We start from the raw sequence: 18672 nt of genomic DNA, 5'->3' as shown, positions 1-18672 counted from the left end.
CGGAGCGAAAGAATCCGTGCCCGAACGCGCATTTCGAGGCGCCTTCGAACAAATACGGAATCCTCCGATAACCGTTCGAGTATAGCAGGCGCGATGGCGTTCCGAGACCGCGCCACGGCCGCCGGAACGCCCCGTCTCAGGCGTGCGCGAACTCCGCTGCGGCCTTGCCCGCCGCGACGCCGGAAGCCCACGCCCATTGGAAGTTGTAGCCGCCGAGCCAGCCCGTCACATCGACGGCCTCGCCGATGAAATACAAGCCCGCGACGCGCTCGCTCATCATCGTCGTGGACGAGAGTTCGCGGGTATCGACGCCGCCGCGCGTGACTTCGGCCTTGCGATAACCTTCGGTGCCGCTCGGCGTGATCGTCCAGTCCGACAACGACGCGCCAAGGCCCTTGAGCGTGCGGTCGGGGAGATCGGCGAGGCGGGCATCGACGGAAACATGCTGCGCTTCGAGCCACGCGTGCGCGAGCCGTGCGGGAACGTGGTCCGCGAGAAAATTGCCTATTTGTTTCTTCGATCCCGCCTTGGCTTCGAGCAGGAGTTCGGTGGCGTCGGCGTCGGGCAGGAGATCGACGTGGATCGGCTCCGACGTATTCCAGAAACTCGAAATCTGGAGCACGCCCGGACCGGACAGCCCGCGATGCGTCAGCAGCAAGTCCTCGTCGAATTCACCTCGCGTCTTGCCCTTGCCCGTGCCGATGCGAACCGGCAGCGACAGCCCCGACAACGCCGCGAACGGCGCCCAGTCGGCCGACGTGAAAGTGAGCGGCACGAGCGCGGGAAGCGTTTCGACTAGCTTGTGGCCGAACTGTTTCGCCACGCGATACCCGAAATCCGTCGCTCCGATCTTCGGAATGGACAAGCCGCCCGTCGCGATGACGAGCGCGGCCGCGTCGATTGCGCCCGCCGAGGTGTCGAGCGTGAAGCGCGCGCCGTCGTGCCGGATCTCGTGGACGCTCACCGGGCGCCGCCACGCGACGCTGCCGGCATCGCACTCGCTTTTGAGCACGTCGATGATGGTTTCGCTCGAATCGTCGCAAAAAAGCTGGCCTTTGTGCTTTTGATGCCATTTCACGCGGTACTGCTTCAGCAGCGCGAGAAAGTCGCGCGGCGTGTAGCGCGCGAGCGCGGAGCGGCAAAAATGCGGATTCGCCGACAAGAAGTTTGCCGGCTGCGCGTTGAGATTGGTGAAGTTGCAGCGGCCGCCGCCCGAGATACGGATTTTTTCGGCGAGACGCTCGGCGTGGTCGATCAGCACGACGCGACGCCCCGACTGGGCGGCGACTGCCGCGCACATCATGCCGGCCGCGCCCGCGCCGATCACGGCGATATCGAAGGATTCCATGGCGCGCATTGTAACTGGGGGGCGTCGTTACACTGCTATACTTTTCTGTTCCCTTCAAGCGCTCAACCCATGCTAGTTCTCGGCATAGAAAGCTCCTGCGACGAAACCGGCCTCGCCCTCTACGACACAGAGCGCGGCCTCCTTTCGCACGCCCTGCATTCGCAGATCGCGATGCATCGCGAGTACGGTGGCGTGGTGCCCGAACTGGCTTCGCGGGATCACATCCGCCGGGCGCTGCCGCTCCTCGAACAAGTCATGGCCGAGGCCCACGCCGCGCGCGCCGACATCGATGCCATCGCGTTCACGCAAGGTCCGGGGCTTGCGGGCGCGCTGCTGGTGGGCGCGAGCATCGCCAATGCGCTGGCGATGGCATGGGACAAACCGACTGTCGGCATCCATCATCTCGAAGGACACCTGTTGTCGCCGCTACTCGTCGATGCCCCGCCGCCGTTTCCGTTCGTCGCGCTGCTCGTATCGGGCGGCCATACGCAACTGATGCGCGTCACCGATATCGGCGTCTACGAGACGCTCGGCGAAACGCTCGACGACGCGGCGGGCGAAGCCTTCGACAAAACCGCAAAGCTGCTCGGGCTGGGTTATCCGGGCGGGCCGGAAGTGTCGCGGCTGGCGGAATTCGGCACGCCGGGCGCGGTCACGCTGCCGCGTCCGATGCTGCATTCAGGCGATCTCGACTTCAGCTTCAGCGGCTTGAAGACCGCCGTGCTGACTCAAAGCCGCAAGCTCGGCGCGAATGTCTGCGAGCAGGCAAAGGCAGATCTGGCGCGAGGTTTCGTCGATGCAGCCGTCGACGTGCTCGTCGCCAAGTCGCTCGCGGCGCTCAAGAAGACCGGGTTGAAGCGGCTGGTCGTGGCGGGCGGCGTGGGCGCGAACCGGCAGTTGCGCGAGGCGTTGTCGGCTGCGGCAAGGAAGCGGCGCTTCGACGTGCATTACCCCGACCTGGCGCTTTGCACCGATAACGGCGCGATGATCGCGCTGGCGGGCGCGTTGCGGCTTGCCCGCTGGCCGGAGCAGGCCGGGCGGGATTATGCATTTACGGTGAAGCCTAGATGGGATTTGAGTTCGCTGGCGCGAGTTTGACCTTTGCGTGGCTTCGTGCGAAGTCTGGTTTGCTGAATGAACCGCACGACAGTCTCGACACAGCCAAGGCCCACACGGATCGCAACACGCGACCAACGCCGGCCAACGCGCTCACGAATTAGCGACGCATGTGCCTTGCGCGAACGGGCGGCACGCACGCAACGGCGATATTCGCGCGGCCACTGCATCGCCAAATGAGGAAAAGAGCGTCGCTGCAACGTTCATTTCGGCGGATCGAACGCCTGCACAACCGCCCCGAACGCCGGCAGCGCCTCACACCGATCGCCATGCGCGATCAACGCCAGCCAGCGATTCCCGCTGACCAACGCCCCATGCGCTTCGCGCACGAACCGCAGCGCGCACGCAACGGCGATATCCGCGTGACCGATTGCATCGCCGAACCAGAAAGGCGTCGGACGCGCCGCGCGATCCGCTTCCAGCACGTCGAGCACGCGTTCGATCTGCCCCGTGCAGCGCTCGACCCAAGCCTGCGACTTTTCCGCGTGCATCACGCGCTCGTAGACCAGCGCCACAGCCTTGTCCGCGAGACCCGTCGCGAGCGCACACACCTTCAGCGCCGCACGACGCTGCGCGCCGCTTTGCGCAATCATCGCGCGGTCGTCGCCGGCGAGTTCATCGAGATAGTCGAGGATCGTCGCGCTCTCGATCACCGTGTCGCCCGACTCCAGCACGAGCGTCGGCACGCGCGAGAGCGGATTGAACGGCGCGATCTTGCCGGCATCGCCGAAAGTCGACCACGGCCAATGCTCGTAGCCAATGCCATAAAGATTCAGCGCAATGGCCACGCGTCTGACAAACGGGGAATCGTATTGGCCGATGAGAATCACGACGCACTCCGCAAAGTTCGGGTCGAACAGTTTAAGCGCGCGCGGGCTTCGGAAACAATGGCCACGCGAGCAACGCGCACACGCCCGCCAGCAGCCACACGCCCGGCCACGAAGTCGCCGCCAGGACATGCGGAATGACGAGCGGCGTCACGAACAAGCCCACGTAGACGGCCGTGTTGGTCATGCCGAGCGCCGTGCCGGCGCGCTGCATGCCGGCGAGCGTGGCGAGTTCGGTGTACGCCACCCCATGCCATGCCGATACGCAAATGCCCGCGAAGACCAGCATCGCCGCGAGCAAGTACGGAAGCTTCGCGACGCCCAGCGCGGTCGCCACCGCCAACGCCACAAACGACACCGACGCGACCACCACCGACCCGCGCAGATACGCGCGCCGGTTGCCGCGACGATCCGTATGACGGCCGCTCCAGACGCGCATGACCATGGCGCCGAGTTGCAGCGCGCCCATTGTCGCGCTGATCGCCGCGACGCCGAAGTGTCCCGCGTCGTGCATGAAAACCGTCGCGAAGGTCAGCACCGCGAATTGCGGCACGCACAGCACGCCAATACCGAGCACCACGCGCCAGATCCGCGCATCTCTCAACGGCGCAGCCGTCGTTGCCTGCGATACCCCCGCGTCCGCGCGATGCGGCCTTTCCGGGGGCTCATGCAGCCAGCGCCAGGTGAATGCGCCCGAGATCGCGCACATTGCGGCGAGCGTGCCGAACACCGCGCCAAAACCGTGCGATGAAGCGAGCCACGGCAGCAACGCCGCGCCCAGACCGCCACCCATCGGCACGGCGGTCTGGCGGATGCTCATCGCGAGACCGCGCTCGCCTTCGCCGAACCACGCCATGACCGCGCGCCCGCTCGATCCGTTGACGCTGCCGCCGAGCGTGCCGAGCAGGAACATCGCGAAAACGAGCCAGCCGAGCGCGGGCGCCGCGCCGAAGCCCGACGGCACCGCGAAGACGCTCATGCCGAGCAGCACGGCAGCCGTCGCGAACAGTCCCGTCAGCAAGACGGGCCGGTCGCCCCAGCGGTCGGTGAGCAATCCCCAAGGAAGTTCCGATACCGCAAGCCCCAGCCCGAGCGCGCCGAGCACGAGTCCGACTTCGCCGTTGCCGAAGTGATAGCCGCTGCGCATCCAGACGGCCGTCGTCGGAATGCCGCCGATTGCCGCCGAAAAACTCGCGTTGGCGGCAACGCCCACGCCGAGCACTTTCCATCGATGCGCGCTCGAACGCGACGCTGCGTTCAAAGTTAAAGGAGTTGCCATGTCGCCACCCTGTTCTCAATTTGACTGAACCCAGTGTGACGGCATACGATCATCCTGAAAATAGCAAAGTTTTGCATCGATCGTTCGATAAAACAGGATTGTTGCCATGACTCAAACCACGTTCGACCTCGCGGTCCTTCGCAGCTTCGTCGCGGGCATGGACTTGGGAAGTTTCGCCAAGGCCGCAGACCGCGTCGGTCGCTCGACTTCCGCCGTCAGCGCGCAGATCCGCAAGCTGGAAGAGCAGGCGGGCACGCCGCTTTTTCGTAAATCGGGTCGTGGGCTCGCGCTCACCGACGCGGGCGCGGTGATGCTCGCCTATGCGCGCCGTCTCGTCGAATTGAACGATGAAGCGGCGGTCGCGGTGCGCGGCGTCGATCTCGAAGGCTGGATACGGCTCGGTCTGCAGGAAGACTTCGGCGAAGTTTTGCTGCCGGAAGTGCTGGGCCGCTTTGCGCGGGCGCATCCGAAAGTGCGGATCGAAGCGCGGGTGGCGCGCAACACCGAATTGCTGGAGCGCATCGAGTCGGGTCAGCTCGATCTCGCGCTCGTCTGGGGCGCAGGCAGCGCAACCGACGTTGGCAACGCGACCAGCCTCCCTCAACCGATCGCCGCGCCGCCGATGCGCTGGATCGTGTCATCGACAGTACCGTGGCAGTTCGATCCGGACGAGCCGCTACCGTTGATCGCGTTCGACCGCCCGTGTCTCTTTCACAGCGCGGCGGCCGCAGCGCTGGATCGCGCGGGCATCAAGTGGCGCATCGCGTTCACGAGTCCGAGTCTGTCGGGATTGTGGGCGGCCGCCGCCGCAGGTCTCGGCGTGACGGTGCGCACGGCCTATGGCGTGCCAACCACGGTGCGCGCCCTCGAATGCGATGAGAGCGGCTTACCGTCGCTGCCGTCGATTCCGCTCGCGCTGCATCGCGGATCGGGCGTGGGATCGCCCGTGGTCGACCGGCTCGCGTCACTCGTGATGGATTCGGTGCGCGAAATGCACGCATCGACTCAAACCGTGGCGGCTTGAGCCTTCGCTCAACCGAGGCGCTTGTCGCGCTCGATCACCGCATACGCGCTGTGATTGTGGATCGACTCGAAGTTTTCGGCTTCGAGCACATAAGCGATGATGCGCGTATCGGCATTCAGCCGCGTGGCCACGTCGCGCACGAGGTCCTCGACGAACTTCGGATTTTCATACGCACGCTCGGTCACGAACTTTTCGTCGGGCCGCTTGAGCAAGCCCCACAATTCACACGACGCCTCTTCCTCGGCGATTCGCACCAGTTCTTCCACCGCGACTTCGCCCGCCAACTCCGCCGTGATGGTCACGTGCGAGCGCTGATTGTGCGCGCCGTACTGCGAAATCTTCTTCGAGCAAGGACAAAGGCTCGTAACGGGGACGAGCACTTTCATGGTCATGCGCGTTTCGCCGTCGCGCTTTTCAGCGATAAAGCTCACGTCGTAATCCAGAAGACTCTGCACGCCCGACACCGGCGCGGTCTTCATGACGAAGTAAGGCAGACTCACTTCGATACGGCCGGAATGCGCCTCCAGTTTCGTGAGCATCGAGACGAGCAGCGCACGCAGGGAAGTTTGATCGAGCGGCTCGCGATTCTCCTCGAGCAGCGCGACGAAACGCGACATATGCGTGCCCTTTTGCTCGGCGGGCAGATGCACATCGAGGTTCCATACGCCAACGCTCGGCTGCACGCCGTTTGCCGACCGCACCGACAACGGATGCCGCACTCCCTTCACGCCGACACGCGCAATGGCGATCTGACGCGTATCAGGCGTGCTTTGAACGTCGGGCATCACGAAGGCGGGATTCATCTGGTTCATTGATTCTTGTCCTTGGGCTCGCGCGGTCTTTCCTGAAAGCGCGCTTCATAACTCGTAAGCGAACACGGCGCGGATTGCGGCCCGCGCCGTGTAGAGACTAAGTGCAAAGCACGACGCGCCCCGAGCGCGCCGCGTTAGGCTGAAACGTCAGGCGACGCGCTTTTCCAGCTTGCCCGGCTGGGCGCTCACGACCGCGTTGAGAAAGCGCTCGCGAATGGATTTCGCGATACCTGCGCCGTCCAGACCGACGCTTGCAAGCAGCTTAGCGGGATCGCCGTGATCGATGAAGACGTCCGGCAAACCAAGCTGAAGCACGGGCTTCACGACCGAACTGGCCAGCAGCGCTTCGACGCATGCCGAACCCGCACCGCCCATGATCGCGCCTTCCTCGATGGTCACGAGCGCGTCGTGAGTGGCGGCGAGTTCGCGCAGCAAGTCGGCGTCGACAGGCTTCACGAAGCGCATGTTGGCCACCGTCAGATCCAACTCTTCGGCGGCAACGAGCGACGGCGCGACCATGGTGCCGAACGCGAGAACGGCGATGCGCTTGCCCGAGCCGAGTTTCTGCGACGACTCGCGGCGCACCTCGCCCTTGCCAAGCGGAATGGCGGTCATTTGTTTGACGGTTGCCACGCCCGTGCCCGCGCCACGCGGATACCGCACGGCTGTCGGGTTCGGCTGCTGAAGCGCGGTGTAGAGCATCTGACGGCATTCGTTTTCGTCGGATGCGGCCATCACCGTCATGTTCGGGATGCAGCGCAGGAACGCGAGGTCGTAATTGCCCGCGTGCGTTGCACCGTCCGCGCCGACGAGACCCGCGCGGTCGATGGCGAACACCACCGGGAGATTCTGCAGTGCGACGTCGTGGATCAACTGGTCGTACGCGCGCTGCAGGAAAGTCGAGTAGATGGCGACGACGGGCTTCATGCCGTCTGCAGCCAAGCCGCCCGCAAATGTCACCGCATGTTGCTCGGCGATGCCGACATCGTAATAACGATCCGGGAAGCGCTTTTCAAATTCGACCATGCCCGAGCCTTCGCGCATGGCAGGCGTGATGGCAACCACGCGCGAGTCTTGCGCGGCAGCGTCGCACAGCCATTCGCCGAACACCTGCGTGTAGGTTTTCTTCGAGGGCGCCGTCGATGGCTTGATGCCTTCGGCCGGATTGAATTTGCCGGGACCGTGATAGAGCACCGGATCGGCTTCGGCGAGCTTGTAGCCTTGGCCTTTCTTGGTCACGACGTGCAGGAATTGCGGACCACGCAGTTCCTTGATGTTCTGCAGCGTCGGAATGAGCGAATCGAGATCGTGACCGTCGATCGGCCCAATGTAGTTGAAGCCGAACTCTTCGAAGAGCGTGGCTGGCACGATCATGCCCTTCGCGTGCTCTTCGAGCTTGCGGGCGAGATCGAGCATGGGCGGCGCGACGCGCAGCACGCGTTCGACACCGGCGCGCGCGGCGGCGTAGAAGCGGCCCGACATCAGACGGGCGAGATGACGATTCAACGCGCCCACGGGCGGCGAGATCGACATGTCGTTGTCGTTGAGGATTACGAGCAAGGGCACGTCGTCGGCGACGCCGGCGTTGTTCATTGCCTCGAAGGCCATGCCCGCGGTCATCGCGCCGTCGCCGATCACGGCGATGGAATAGCGGTTGTCGCCCTGCAGCTTGTTGGCGATCGCCATGCCGAGCGCCGCCGATATCGACGTGCTCGAATGCGCCGTGCCGAACGTGTCGTACTCCGACTCGCTGCGGCGCGGGAAGCCCGAGATGCCGTTCAACTGACGCAACGAGTGCATCTGGTCGCGCCGGCCTGTCAGGATCTTGTGCGGATACGTCTGATGGCCGACGTCCCAGACGATACGGTCATTCGGCGTATCGAATACGTAATGCAGCGCGATCGTCAGCTCTACCGTGCCGAGATTGGACGAGAGATGGCCGCCCGTCTGCGACACGCTGTCGAGCACGTAGGCCCGCAGTTCGTCGGCAAGCGGCTGCAGTTGGCGTCGATCGAGGGCGCGAAGGTCGGCCGGATCGTCGATGGTTTTCAGCAAGTCGTACATCGTCGTCCCATTTTAGGAAAACTGGCGTGATTCGTTCAACGCGGTCATTGCGCCGTGGGGTTCGTCACGCATTCAACGTTCAGTGCACCCGGTTCACAACCAGGTTGGCAAGTTCGGCCAGGCGCTGACCGCGCGCGCCGAACGGCTCTATTGCAGCGTGCGCATCGCGGCCGAGTTGCGCGGCGAGTTCGCGCGACGCGTCCAGCCCGATGATCGAAACATACGTGGGCTTGTCGTGCTGCGCATCCTTGCCCGCGGTCTTGCCAAGCGTGGCGGAGTCCGCCGTGACATCGAGGATATCGTCCACCACCTGAAACGCGAGGCCGACCGCGGCGGCGTAATGATCGAGCGCCGCGAGCGCCTTGGCGTCCGGACGTTCGCCCGCGAGCGCACCCATGCGCACCGAGGCGCGCAGCAACGCGCCCGTCTTCTTGCGATGCATGGTTTCGAGCTCCGGCCGCGACAGCTTGCGCCCGACGCTTTCGAGATCGATGGCCTGACCGCCTGCCATGCCGAGCGAGCCGCTTGCGAGCGCCAGTTCGCGCACGAGCGCGGCCTGCTGGGTATCGCTCAGACCATTGCCTTCGGATGTCAGCGCGACGAACGCCTGCGACTGCAACGCGTCGCCGACGAGCAGTGCCGTCGCTTCGTCATATTGCACGTGTACCGTGGGCTTGCCGCGACGCAACGCGTCGTCGTCCATTGCGGGCATATCGTCATGCACGAGCGAATAGACGTGAATCATTTCGAGCGCCGCGCTTGCCGCTTCGACGGCCGGCGCGCTCGCGTGGGTCAGTTCGCCCGCGGCGTGCACGAGAAGCGGCCGCACACGCTTGCCGCCGCCCAGCACCGCGTACCGCATGGCTTCGTGCAGACGCGCCGGCGCGATGTCCGTGCCCGGCAGATAGTGCTCAAGCGCGGTCTCGACGCGATCGAGCGTGGCACGCATCCATTGTTCGAAGCTCATAGGTCGTCGTCCCCTCGGTCGTTGGTGGCTCCTGCACCCTGGGTCGCGCGCTGTACCTCGACGGGCAGCGGCTTGAGCGTCTCGCCATCGAGCACGCGCACCTGCTGCTCGACTTTTTCGAGCTGTTGTTGGCAAAAGCCCACAAGCGCGGCGCCGCGCCGGTATGCCGCGAGCGACTCCTCGAGACTCAGCGCGCCCGCTTCCATGCGGCCGACGAGTGATTCGAGTTCCGCGAGCGCTGTTTCGTAGTTTTCCGGAAGCGGCGCGGCGTCGTTGGCAAGCGCGCCTGCACCGGTTTCTTCGCGTGTATCGGGGACAGCGGTCTTCGCCATGAATCGTGGATGTGCAAATGTATTTTGGAACCAAGTCGCACATTCTACGGCAAAAGCCAGTTTTTCGACCCGAAACACGTCCGTCGCAAAGCGTGGAGACGGCTAATCCTTGAGCTTGCGCCACAGCCGCCCGGCGTATGGACGCGACGCCCTCGCGCCGGCTTTGAACGGAACTCCTGCAACAATTTATACCCAAATCAAGACCTTATACGCCCGAGTGTGGCGGATTTCGGTATAATCGCGGGCTCCCTAAATCGAATCTTCGATGGTTGGGTTGTTCACTGCTTTCACGTCTTAACGGGAGTGGGAATGTCCAATCTGAGCAATGCATTGCAACTGAATGCCATTCACAGTCAGTTGCCAGTCACGGCTTACTTTGACGAAGCGCTTCTTACGCGCGAAATCGAAACACTTTTCAAGCTTGGTCCACGCTACGTCGGGCACGAACTCATGGTTCCCGAAGCGGGAAACTATTTCGCGCTTCCTGGCGAGGGCGAAGGGCGCGTGCTCGTGCGCAATCAGCAGTCGAATATCGAATTGCTGTCGAACGTGTGCCGCCATCGCCAGGCAATCATGCTGAACGGTCGCGGCAGCGCGGACAACATCGTCTGCCCGCTGCATCGCTGGACGTACGATCTGAACGGGCAGTTGCTCGGCGCGCCGCATTTCGCCGACAAGCCCTGCTTGAATCTCGGCGCCACGCCGCTGCAAAACTGGCAAGGCCTTCTCTTCGAGGCCGCGGGTCGCAATGTCGCGGCCGATCTCGCGAAACTCGGCACGGCGCGTCATTTCGACTTTTCGGGCTATATGTTCGATCACGTCGAAGTGCACGAGTGCAACTACAACTGGAAGTCCTTCATCGAGGTTTATCTGGAGGACTATCACGTCGCGCCGTTCCATCCGGGACTCGGCAGCTTCGTGTCGTGCGACAACCTCGAGTGGGAATTCGGCGACTGGTACAGCGTCCAGACCGTCGGCGTGCACAAAAATCTGGAGAAGCCGGGCAGCCCGACTTATCGCAAGTGGCACGACGAAGTCCTGCGCTTCCGTAACGGTACGCCGCCCGAATTCGGCGCCATCTGGATGGTGTATTACCCCGGTCTCATGATCGAGTGGTATCCGCACGTGCTGGTGGTGTCGTGGCTGATCCCGCAGGGCACGCAGAAGACGACCAACATCGTCGAGTTCTACTATCCCGAGGAGATTGCGCTTTTCGAGCGCGAGTTTATCGAGGCGGAACGTGCGGCCTATATGGAAACCGCGCGTGAGGACGATGAAATCGCCGAGCGCATGGACGCCGGCCGGCGCGCGCTCATGTCGCGTGGCGAGAATCAGGTCGGGCCGTACCAGAGCCCGATGGAATCCGGCATGCAGCATTTCCACGAGTTTCTGCGGCATCAGCTCGGGGCTATCTGAACGTTGCTCGGCTATCGCGCGGGAATCATGAAAAGGCGGGCTTTCGAGTCCGCCTTTTTGTTTAGACTAGCTGTATCCCACTTCACGCGCGCGGCGATTGACACGACCGGGCGCGGACGCTTTGCAAGGGATCGGGGTCGCGCGCCGAAGCGCACACTCTGTCCGACACAGGAGCCGTCATGCCGCACACCCACTACACCACGCTCATCTCGGCGACGAATCTTGCCGAACGGCTCGCCGCCGCGCCCGGCAGCGTGCTCGTGTTCGATTGCCGATTCGACCTCGCCGCGCCTGAATCCGGCGCAGCGGCTTATGCCCAAGGTCATATTCCGGGCGCGCACTATCTTCATCTCGACCGCGACTTGTCCGGCGTCAAGACGGGGTCGAACGGACGTCATCCGTTGCCCGAACGCGGCGCGCTCGTCGAAAAACTCGCGAGCTTCGGGCTAAACGAAGGCCAGCAAGTCGTCGCCTATGACGCGCAAGGCGGCATGTACGCGTCACGTTTGTGGTGGCTGCTGCGTTGGCTCGGTCACGATTCCGTCGCGCTGATCGACGGCGGTTTGCCCGCGTGGGAGGCAGCAGGTCAGCCACTCGATACCGTCGCGCCGCAAAAGACAAACGGCACGTTCAAGGCCGCCGCGCCGCTTGCCGTCACCATCGATGCTCCGGCGATCGAACGCAGCATCGGCACGCGCGACCATCTGCTAATCGATGCGCGCGCCGCGGACCGGTATCGCGGCGAGAACGAGACGCTCGATCCCGTCGGCGGTCACATTCCCGGCGCGCTGAATCGCTTCTTCAAGGACAATTTGACGCCGGAGGGCCGCTTCAAGACCGCGCACGAATTACGCGATGCGTTCGGCTCGCTGATCGGCGCCACGCCCACCGACCGCATCGTGCTGCAATGCGGCTCGGGCGTGACGGCATGTCATAACGCGCTCGCCATGGAGATTGCCGGTCTGCACGGCGCGGCGTTGTATCCGGGATCGTGGAGCGAATGGAGCGCCGATCCGGGCAGGCCCGTTGCGACCGGCGCGAAACCTTGAGGCTCGTAAAGCCCCGTCACTTGACGCCGTGCTCGCGGAACCACGCGAGCGCGCGCTTCCAGCCATCCTCCGCGTCTTCCTTGCGATAGCTCGGCCGATAATCCGCGAAGAACGCGTGCGGCGCGTCGTCATACACGACGATCTGCGACTCCCGCGCCTTCGGCTGGCCATTCGCCACGGCCTGCTTCATCTGTTCGAGCGTGTCCTGCGGAATGCTCTGATCCTGCCGGCCGTATAGCCCGAGCACAGGCACATTGAGTTCGGCCGCGTTGTCGATCGGGTTGCTCGGCGTGTTCGCCGTCTTGTTCCCCGTGACGCGCCCGTACCATGCAACCGCCGCCTTCACGTGCGGATTGTGCTCCGCATAAAGCCACGTAATGCGCCCGCCCCAGCAGAACCCGGTGATACCTAGCCGCTTCAGATCGCCGCCGTGCTCGCCCGCCCATTTGACGGTTTCGTCGATGTCCGAGATCACTTGCGAGTCAGGCACCTTCGAGACAAGCTGCTCGTTGAGAAGCTGCATGGACTTGTACGCCGAGGCATCGCCCTGACGCGTGTAGAGATCCGGCGCGATGGCGAGATAGCCTTGCTTGGCGAAGCGCCGGCAGACATCGGCGATATGCTCGTGCACCCCGAAAATCTCGTGGATCACGATGACGACCGGCAGATGCGTCTTGCCCTTCGGCTGCGCGCGATACGCCGGCACGAGCACGCCATCCGCGCCGCGCACGCCCACGGCGCCGGCTTCGAGACCCGCGTCATCGGTATGAATGGTTTGTGCCGACACGGGCAGCACGCACGCTGCGAAGCCTGTGCCGAAAGCTGCCTTGATGAAGTTGCGACGGTCGAACGGAACATGGGGAATGAGGCTGTCGACTTCAGGGGTAAGCATGCAAAGCTCCCGCGGCAAGCGCCGGCAGGCGTCGATTCGCGCGGCCGGCGGCATGGATTCTGGAACCGCGCGAGTGTGTTCAAGGCTTCACGACGCGCGGCGCTGTACGACTCCCAAGCGAACGCGCCCGACATATCACAAGGCGCGCCGCTCATTCTAAACAGCTTTGCAGCGTCGATGCAGCTCAGTGCAGCTTGACGCGCGGCGCGGTGGACCGGCGCAGCCAGTGCGCGATGGTGTCGAGCACCATGCGCGCGTAGCCGTGGAGCGCGGCGATATGCAGCCGATACAGCGACATGTACATGAAGCGCGCAAAGAGGCCTTCGATCATCATGTTGCCGCCGATGAGCCCGCCCATCAGGCTGCCGACCGCGCTATAGCGACCGAGCGACACGAGCGAACCGAAATCGCGGTACGTATATTCCGGCAGCGATTTGCCGTTCATGCGGCGCTCGAAAGCCTTGAAGAGAAAGCTCGCCTGCTGATGCGCCGCCTGCGCGCGCGGCGGCACACCGCGCTCGTTGCCGGGCCACGGACACGCGGCGCAATCGCCCAGGGCGAATATGTTGTCGTCGGCTTCCGTTTGCAGCGTGCGGCGCACGATGAGCTGGCCGAGACGATTGGTCGGCAAGCCGTCGAGCTGCGAGAGAATGGCCGGCGCCTTGATGCCCGCCGCCCACACCGTGAGGTCTACGCGAATGGTCTTGCCGCTCGCCGTGCGAATGGAATCGCGCGAGACTTCCGCGACGGTTTCGCCCGTCATCAAGGACACGCCCAGCTTCGTCAATAGCTCGGCCGTCGCGGTCGATACCGTGTCGCGCAGCGCGGGCAGAATGCGCGGCCCCGCTTCGATCAGCACGATACCGATGTCGTGCTTCGGATCCAGCTTGTGCAAACCGTACGCGGAAAGCACGTGCGCCGTGTTGCGCAGTTCCGCCGACAATTCCACGCCCGTCGCACCCGCGCCGACGATCGCCACCTGAATGCGCGGCGCGTTCGGCGAACCGAGCGGCACGGGCGGCCCTTCGGAATCGTCGATGCCCGCCGCCACCGGTTCCGGCGCAAAGTGCTCGGCGCGCATGCATGCCGCGATGAGCCGCTTGCGAAAGAGCTCGGCCTGGCCAACTGTATCGAGCGCGATGGAATGTTGCTGCGCGCCTTCGACGCCGAAGAAATGCGTCGTGCTGCCGATGGCAATGACGAGCGTGTCGTATTCCAGTTCGCGCTGCGGCAAGACCTCGCCCGCTTCGTCGTCGCGCAACGCGCTGATGGTAATGCGTTTTGTCGCGCGGTCCAGCGCAATCAACTCGCCCTGCTGAAACTCGAAGCCGTGCCACATGGCCTGCGCGGCGTATTCGAGTTCCTGCGTGAACGGGTCCATGCTGCCTGCGGCCACTTCATGCAGAAGCGGCTTCCAGATATGCGTGGGATTACGGTCCACCAGCGTGACTTGCGCACGCGGTGCCGTTTTACTGTCCGTCGTACCGAAACGGTCGCCGAGACGAGTCGCCAATTCGAGACCGCCGGCCCCTCCGCCGACGATGATGAATCGATGCATAAAGCTCTCCCGAATTTTTCTCCGCACGCGGAGTAATCAACTTACCGAGCCTCGGACCGCACGTACGTTCGACGACATGTCGGCCCGATGTCTCACCTTCCAAAAACCATTCTGCTTGAACGCGCGGCGCACTTGCAATGGCCGGCCTCGCATGCCCGGCATTCACCGCGCTCTTTTTGCTCAGTGTGCTTCTTCCCAGTTATTGCCGACGCCCACCTCAGCCACGAGCGGCACGTTCAGCTTGGCGACGCCACACATCAATTCGGGTAAGCGCTTCCTGACTTCGGGCAGTTCCTCTTCGGGAACTTCGAGCACGAGTTCATCGTGTACCTGCATGATCATCTTCGCGTGGATCTTCGTAGCCTCGATCCAGTCCTGCACCGCGATCATCGACAACTTGATGAGATCAGCGGCCGTTCCCTGCATGGGCGCGTTGATGGCCGCGCGTTCGGCCGCCTGACGACGCGGACCACTGCCGCCGTTGATCTCCGGCAGCCACAGACGCCGGCCGAACACGGTCTCCACGTAGCCGTTCATCTTCGCGGTCACGCGTGTGCGCTCCATGTAGTCGGCAACGCCCGGATAACGCGCGAAATAGCGGTCGATATAAAGCTTCGCCGCGTCGCGCGTGATGCCGAGATTCGACGCGAGCCCGAACGAACTCATGCCATAGATCAAGCCGAAATTGATCACCTTGGCGATACGACGCTGGTCGTTCGACACTTCGATCGGCGTCACGCCGAATACTTCCGACGCGGTCGCGCGGTGCACGTCCTCGCCTTCCTTGAACGCGCGTAACAACGATTTGTCACCCGAGATATGCGCCATGATGCGCAGCTCGATCTGCGAGTAATCCGCCGATACGATCTTGCAACCCGGCGGCGCGATGAACGCCTCGCGGATGCGCCGGCCTTCGCCCGTTCGCACCGGAATGTTCTGCAAGTTCGGCTCGTTCGACGACAAGCGCCCTGTCACCGCGACAGCCTGCGCATAGTTCGTATGCACGCGTCCCGTCGATGCATTCACCATGCGCGGCAGCTTGTCCGTATAAGTGGACTTGAGCTTCGAAAGCCCGCGATGTTCGAGCAGCACCTTCGGCAGCGGATAATCCTCGGCGAGTTTTTGCAGCACTTCTTCGTCGGTGGAAGGGGCGCCGCTCGGCGTCTTCTTCACCACCGGCAGTTCGAGTTTCTCGAAGAAGATCTGTCCGATCTGCTTGGGCGACCCGAGATTGAATTCGCCGCCCGCCAGTTCATAGGCTTCCGTTTGCAAGTCGATCAGCCGTTTGGCGATCTCGTTGCTCTGCGTGTCGAGCTTCGCGCGATCGATCAGCACGCCGTTGCGCTCCATCTTGCGCAACACGCGCGAAGTCGGCAATTCGATCTCGCGATATACCTTCAACAAGCCCTCTTCCTGCACGACTTGCGGATAAAGCGCCTGATGCAGACGCAAGGTGATGTCCGCATCTTCGGCGGCATACTCGGCCGCCTTGTCGAGCGCGACTTCGTCGAAACCGATTTGCGACGCGCCCTTGCCCGCGACGTCCTCGTATTTGATGGTCTTCACGCCCAAGTGCCGCAGCGCGAGGTTGTCCATGTCATGCGGCCGATGCGACTCCAGCACGTACGACTGCAACAACGTGTCATGCTCGACGCCGCGCATGACGATGCCGTAATTGGCGAGCACCTGCTCATCGTATTTCAGATGCTGGCCGACCTTCTTCTTCGATTCGTCTTCGAGCCACGGCTTGAGCTTCGCGAGCACTTCATCGCGCGGCAGTTGCACGGGTGCGTCCGGCCCGCGATGAGCGAGCGGAACATATGCGGCATGACCCGGTTCGACCGAGATGGACAAGCCGACGATCTGCGCGGTCATCGGATCGAGCGCGGTGGTTTCGGTATCGAACGAAGTGATCTCGGCGGCATCGATGCGTTCGAGCCACGCGCCGAACTGTTCCCACGTCTGCACCGTCTCGTAGTGGTGGACGATCTCCGTGACTTCGGCGGGCGGCGTGTCGGTCGGGCCTTCGACGGCATCCGCGATTTCGACTTCGCGCAGCCAAGTCTTGAAGCCGTGACGCAGGAACACGTCGCGCAACTCGTCGCGCGACTCGGGACGGCTTTCGAGCGTTTCGTCGATCGACGCGATCTGCGACGCCAAGTCGCATTCCGTGTGTACGGTAACGAGCTTGCGAGCCATGGGCAGGAAGTCCAGAGCCTTGCGCAGATTGTCTCCTACCGCACCTTTGATCTCGCCCGCATGTTCTACGATGCCATCAAGGGAGTCGTATTGCGTGAGCCACTTGAGCGCAGTCTTGGGACCGCACTTTTCGACGCCCGGCACGTTATCGACCGTATCGCCGATGAGCGAAAGATAATCGACGATACGTTCCGGCGGCACGCCGAACTTGGCGATGACGCCGGCGCGATCGAGCGTTTCGTTGGTCATCGTATTGATGAGGGTGACATGATCCGTCACGAGTTGAGCCAGATCCTTGTCGCCCGTCGAGACGATCACTTTCATGCCGCGCTTTTCGGCCTGAACCGCGAGCGTGCCGATGACGTCGTCGGCTTCGACGCCTTCGATCATCACGAGCGGCCAGCCGAGCGCACGCACGGCGACGTGAATAGGCTCGATCTGCTTCGAAAGGTCTTCGGGCATGGAAGGCCGGTTGGCCTTGTAGTCGGCGTACCAGTCGTCGCGAAACGTCTTGCCTTTGGCGTCGAAGACGCACGCGCTATACTCTGCATTGGTTTCACGCCTAAGGCGTCGCAGCATGTTGATCATTCCATACAGTGCGCCGGTCGGCCCGCCGTCGGGGCCGCGCAGGTCAGGCATGGCATGGTAAGCCCGGTACAAGTAGCTAGAACCGTCGACCAATAGCAGGGTCTTACCTTCAAGACTTCGTTCTTCAGGCATTATGAACAAGAGAAAAGTGATTCCGAGTCTGCGATCGCTCGCAGATCAAGAGCGCGCGACGGCCAAAAAGGCTCGCGCATCGTGGCAGATGTTCACGATTATGGCAGAGTTTATCGAGGCTACCGAGTACCTCTCGGAGATCCGTCCTGCCATCAGCATCTACGGTTCCGCGCGTCTCAAACCCGAGTCGCCGTACTATCAGCGGACCATTGAAATCGCGCAAAAATTCTCGGATGCAGGCTTTGCCGTGATCTCCGGCGGCGGTCCCGGCATCATGGAAGCAGCCAATAAAGGCGCGCATGCGGGCAAGTCGCCGTCGGTGGGTCTCAACATCGAATTGCCGCACGAGCAGTCGGGCAATCAATGGCAGGACATCTCGCTGCGCTTCCGTCACTTCTTCACGCGGAAGGTCACGTTCGTCAAGAATTCGGATGCGGTCGTCGTGATGCCGGGCGGCTTCGGCACGCTTGACGAACTGGCCGAAGTGCTCACGCTCATTCAGACCAAGAAGTCGCGCCACGTGCCTATCGTGCTGGTGGGCGCCGAATTTTGGGCCGGCTTGCTCGACTGGTTCAAGAACACGCTGCTGACCAATGGCGTCATCGGCGAAAAAGATCTTGGACTAATGCAAGTGATCGACGACCCCGATCAAGTGCTCGATGCGGTGCTGCGCTTCTATGAAGATCGCGAAGGCGCAGCAGAGCAACCGGCGGAAGGTAAGTCGGATGAGGACCGGATGTTTTATTTGTGATTGTCTTGAGCGGGCTGAACTGCGGATGCGGTGTCAGGCGTCCGCAAATTCTTAGTAGGCTCGCTTTCAAGGTCATTAGCCGTTAAATATCAAAAAATCTTTTTACTCAGTAATTCGAAGTATCCAGGCTCTTGCTAAGCGCAAGTCAACTCGCTAAGATTCGCCGCCGATAATTCAATCGCTCGTGGCCGCAATGCCTACAACGCTTGCGGCTATTTTTTACGTTTATCGATAGTTTTAGTCCATCGGAAAACAGATTTTGAGATAGCGAGTCAATGCGCGCTCGCGCGTTGGCGCATCAAGTGTCGAAGTAGGAAA

The 18672-nt window shown here is 62.8% G+C and carries 15 protein-coding genes; 5 read left to right on the top strand and 10 right to left on the bottom strand.

From position 1 onward, the window contains the following. Positions 1 to 136: 136 nt before the first annotated feature. Positions 137 to 1348, bottom strand: coding sequence for an NAD(P)/FAD-dependent oxidoreductase (locus LDZ28_RS15075; RefSeq protein WP_244829188.1), 1212 nt, complete (start codon positions 1346 to 1348; stop codon positions 137 to 139). A 69-nt stretch (positions 1349 to 1417) separates the two neighbouring features. Between LDZ28_RS15075 and tsaD the strand changes: the two genes are divergently transcribed. Then, positions 1418 to 2446, top strand: a complete 1029-nt coding sequence (tsaD, locus tag LDZ28_RS15070) for a tRNA (adenosine(37)-N6)-threonylcarbamoyltransferase complex transferase subunit TsaD (protein WP_244829187.1) — start codon at positions 1418 to 1420, stop codon at positions 2444 to 2446. Positions 2447 to 2667: 221 nt separating this feature from the next. Here tsaD and LDZ28_RS15065 read toward each other — a convergent pair whose 3' ends face one another. Both LDZ28_RS15065 and LDZ28_RS15060 read right to left on the bottom strand, forming a co-directional pair. After that, positions 2668 to 3294, bottom strand: coding sequence for a glutathione S-transferase family protein (locus LDZ28_RS15065; protein ID WP_244829186.1), 627 nt, complete (start codon positions 3292 to 3294; stop codon positions 2668 to 2670). 31 nt (positions 3295 to 3325) lie between these two features. Beyond that, positions 3326 to 4570: an MFS transporter gene (locus tag LDZ28_RS15060; protein WP_244829185.1), complete on the bottom strand. Its 1245-nt coding sequence runs from the start codon at positions 4568 to 4570 to the stop codon at positions 3326 to 3328. A gap of 106 nt (positions 4571 to 4676) precedes the next feature. Between LDZ28_RS15060 and LDZ28_RS15055 the strand changes: the two genes are divergently transcribed. After that, complete coding sequence (locus tag LDZ28_RS15055; protein ID WP_244829184.1) at positions 4677 to 5594, top strand: LysR substrate-binding domain-containing protein; 918 nt, start codon at positions 4677 to 4679, stop codon at positions 5592 to 5594. Between the two features lie 8 nt (positions 5595 to 5602). Here LDZ28_RS15055 and folE2 read toward each other — a convergent pair whose 3' ends face one another. The 4 genes from folE2 to LDZ28_RS15035 form a co-directional block, all read right to left on the bottom strand. Further along, a complete protein-coding gene (gene folE2, locus LDZ28_RS15050) occupies positions 5603 to 6406 on the bottom strand; it encodes a GTP cyclohydrolase FolE2 (protein WP_244829183.1) in 804 nt (267 codons plus the stop codon). A gap of 147 nt (positions 6407 to 6553) precedes the next feature. Then, on the bottom strand, positions 6554 to 8470 hold the full coding sequence (dxs, locus tag LDZ28_RS15045) for a 1-deoxy-D-xylulose-5-phosphate synthase (protein ID WP_244829182.1): 1917 nt from the start codon (positions 8468 to 8470) through the stop codon (positions 6554 to 6556). Between the two features lie 79 nt (positions 8471 to 8549). Then, positions 8550 to 9437, bottom strand: a complete 888-nt coding sequence (locus LDZ28_RS15040; protein ID WP_244829181.1) for a polyprenyl synthetase family protein — start codon at positions 9435 to 9437, stop codon at positions 8550 to 8552. Further along, complete coding sequence (locus LDZ28_RS15035; RefSeq protein WP_244829180.1) at positions 9434 to 9769, bottom strand: exodeoxyribonuclease VII small subunit; 336 nt, start codon at positions 9767 to 9769, stop codon at positions 9434 to 9436. Before LDZ28_RS15035 ends, LDZ28_RS15040 begins: the two co-directional genes overlap by 4 nt. Before the next feature lie 309 nt (positions 9770 to 10078). Here LDZ28_RS15035 and LDZ28_RS15030 point away from each other — a divergent pair, with 309 nt between their 5' ends. Both LDZ28_RS15030 and LDZ28_RS15025 read left to right on the top strand, forming a co-directional pair. Further along, positions 10079 to 11185: an aromatic ring-hydroxylating dioxygenase subunit alpha gene (locus tag LDZ28_RS15030; protein WP_244829179.1), complete on the top strand. Its 1107-nt coding sequence runs from the start codon at positions 10079 to 10081 to the stop codon at positions 11183 to 11185. 179 nt (positions 11186 to 11364) lie between these two features. Beyond that, positions 11365 to 12234, top strand: a complete 870-nt coding sequence (locus LDZ28_RS15025; RefSeq protein WP_244829178.1) for a sulfurtransferase — start codon at positions 11365 to 11367, stop codon at positions 12232 to 12234. A 16-nt stretch (positions 12235 to 12250) separates the two neighbouring features. Here the strand turns inward: LDZ28_RS15025 and LDZ28_RS15020 are convergent, their stop codons facing one another. The 3 genes from LDZ28_RS15020 to polA form a co-directional block, all read right to left on the bottom strand. Beyond that, on the bottom strand, positions 12251 to 13126 hold the full coding sequence (locus LDZ28_RS15020; RefSeq protein ID WP_244829177.1) for a dienelactone hydrolase family protein: 876 nt from the start codon (positions 13124 to 13126) through the stop codon (positions 12251 to 12253). Positions 13127 to 13310: 184 nt separating this feature from the next. Continuing rightward, on the bottom strand, positions 13311 to 14684 hold the full coding sequence (locus LDZ28_RS15015) for an NAD(P)/FAD-dependent oxidoreductase (RefSeq protein WP_244829176.1): 1374 nt from the start codon (positions 14682 to 14684) through the stop codon (positions 13311 to 13313). 180 nt (positions 14685 to 14864) lie between these two features. After that, a complete protein-coding gene (polA, locus tag LDZ28_RS15010; protein ID WP_244829175.1) occupies positions 14865 to 17603 on the bottom strand; it encodes a DNA polymerase I in 2739 nt (912 codons plus the stop codon). A 1-nt stretch (position 17604) separates the two neighbouring features. On the opposite strand from polA, the gene LDZ28_RS15005 reads away from it, so the two are divergent. Further along, positions 17605 to 18354, top strand: coding sequence for a TIGR00730 family Rossman fold protein (locus LDZ28_RS15005; RefSeq protein WP_244829174.1), 750 nt, complete (start codon positions 17605 to 17607; stop codon positions 18352 to 18354). Positions 18355 to 18672: the final 318 nt, after the last annotated feature.

The organism is Caballeronia sp. TF1N1 (assembly GCF_022878925.1).
Taxonomy (GTDB): Bacteria; Pseudomonadota; Gammaproteobacteria; order Burkholderiales; family Burkholderiaceae; genus Caballeronia.
The sequence above is the reverse complement of the archived record's forward strand: the minus strand, read 5'-3'. Positions and strand labels throughout refer to the sequence as shown.

Bases quoted from the DNA above. Each gene is read 5' to 3' on its own strand.
- LDZ28_RS15030 (WP_244829179.1), top strand. From the start codon at position 10,079: ATGTCCAATCTGAGCAATGCATTGCAACTGAATGCCATTCACAGTCAG.
- polA (WP_244829175.1), bottom strand. From the start codon at position 17,603: ATGCCTGAAGAACGAAGTCTTGAAGGTAAGACCCTGCTATTGGTCGAC.
- LDZ28_RS15020 (WP_244829177.1), bottom strand. From the start codon at position 13,126: ATGCTTACCCCTGAAGTCGACAGCCTCATTCCCCATGTTCCGTTCGAC.
- LDZ28_RS15075 (WP_244829188.1), bottom strand. From the start codon at position 1,348: ATGGAATCCTTCGATATCGCCGTGATCGGCGCGGGCGCGGCCGGCATG.
- tsaD (WP_244829187.1), top strand. From the start codon at position 1,418: ATGCTAGTTCTCGGCATAGAAAGCTCCTGCGACGAAACCGGCCTCGCC.
- LDZ28_RS15060 (WP_244829185.1), bottom strand. From the start codon at position 4,570: ATGGCAACTCCTTTAACTTTGAACGCAGCGTCGCGTTCGAGCGCGCAT.
- dxs (WP_244829182.1), bottom strand. From the start codon at position 8,470: ATGTACGACTTGCTGAAAACCATCGACGATCCGGCCGACCTTCGCGCC.
- LDZ28_RS15005 (WP_244829174.1), top strand. From the start codon at position 17,605: ATGAACAAGAGAAAAGTGATTCCGAGTCTGCGATCGCTCGCAGATCAA.
- LDZ28_RS15055 (WP_244829184.1), top strand. From the start codon at position 4,677: ATGACTCAAACCACGTTCGACCTCGCGGTCCTTCGCAGCTTCGTCGCG.
- LDZ28_RS15025 (WP_244829178.1), top strand. From the start codon at position 11,365: ATGCCGCACACCCACTACACCACGCTCATCTCGGCGACGAATCTTGCC.
- folE2 (WP_244829183.1), bottom strand. From the start codon at position 6,406: ATGAACCAGATGAATCCCGCCTTCGTGATGCCCGACGTTCAAAGCACG.
- LDZ28_RS15035 (WP_244829180.1), bottom strand. From the start codon at position 9,769: ATGGCGAAGACCGCTGTCCCCGATACACGCGAAGAAACCGGTGCAGGC.
- LDZ28_RS15040 (WP_244829181.1), bottom strand. From the start codon at position 9,437: ATGAGCTTCGAACAATGGATGCGTGCCACGCTCGATCGCGTCGAGACC.
- LDZ28_RS15015 (WP_244829176.1), bottom strand. From the start codon at position 14,684: ATGCATCGATTCATCATCGTCGGCGGAGGGGCCGGCGGTCTCGAATTG.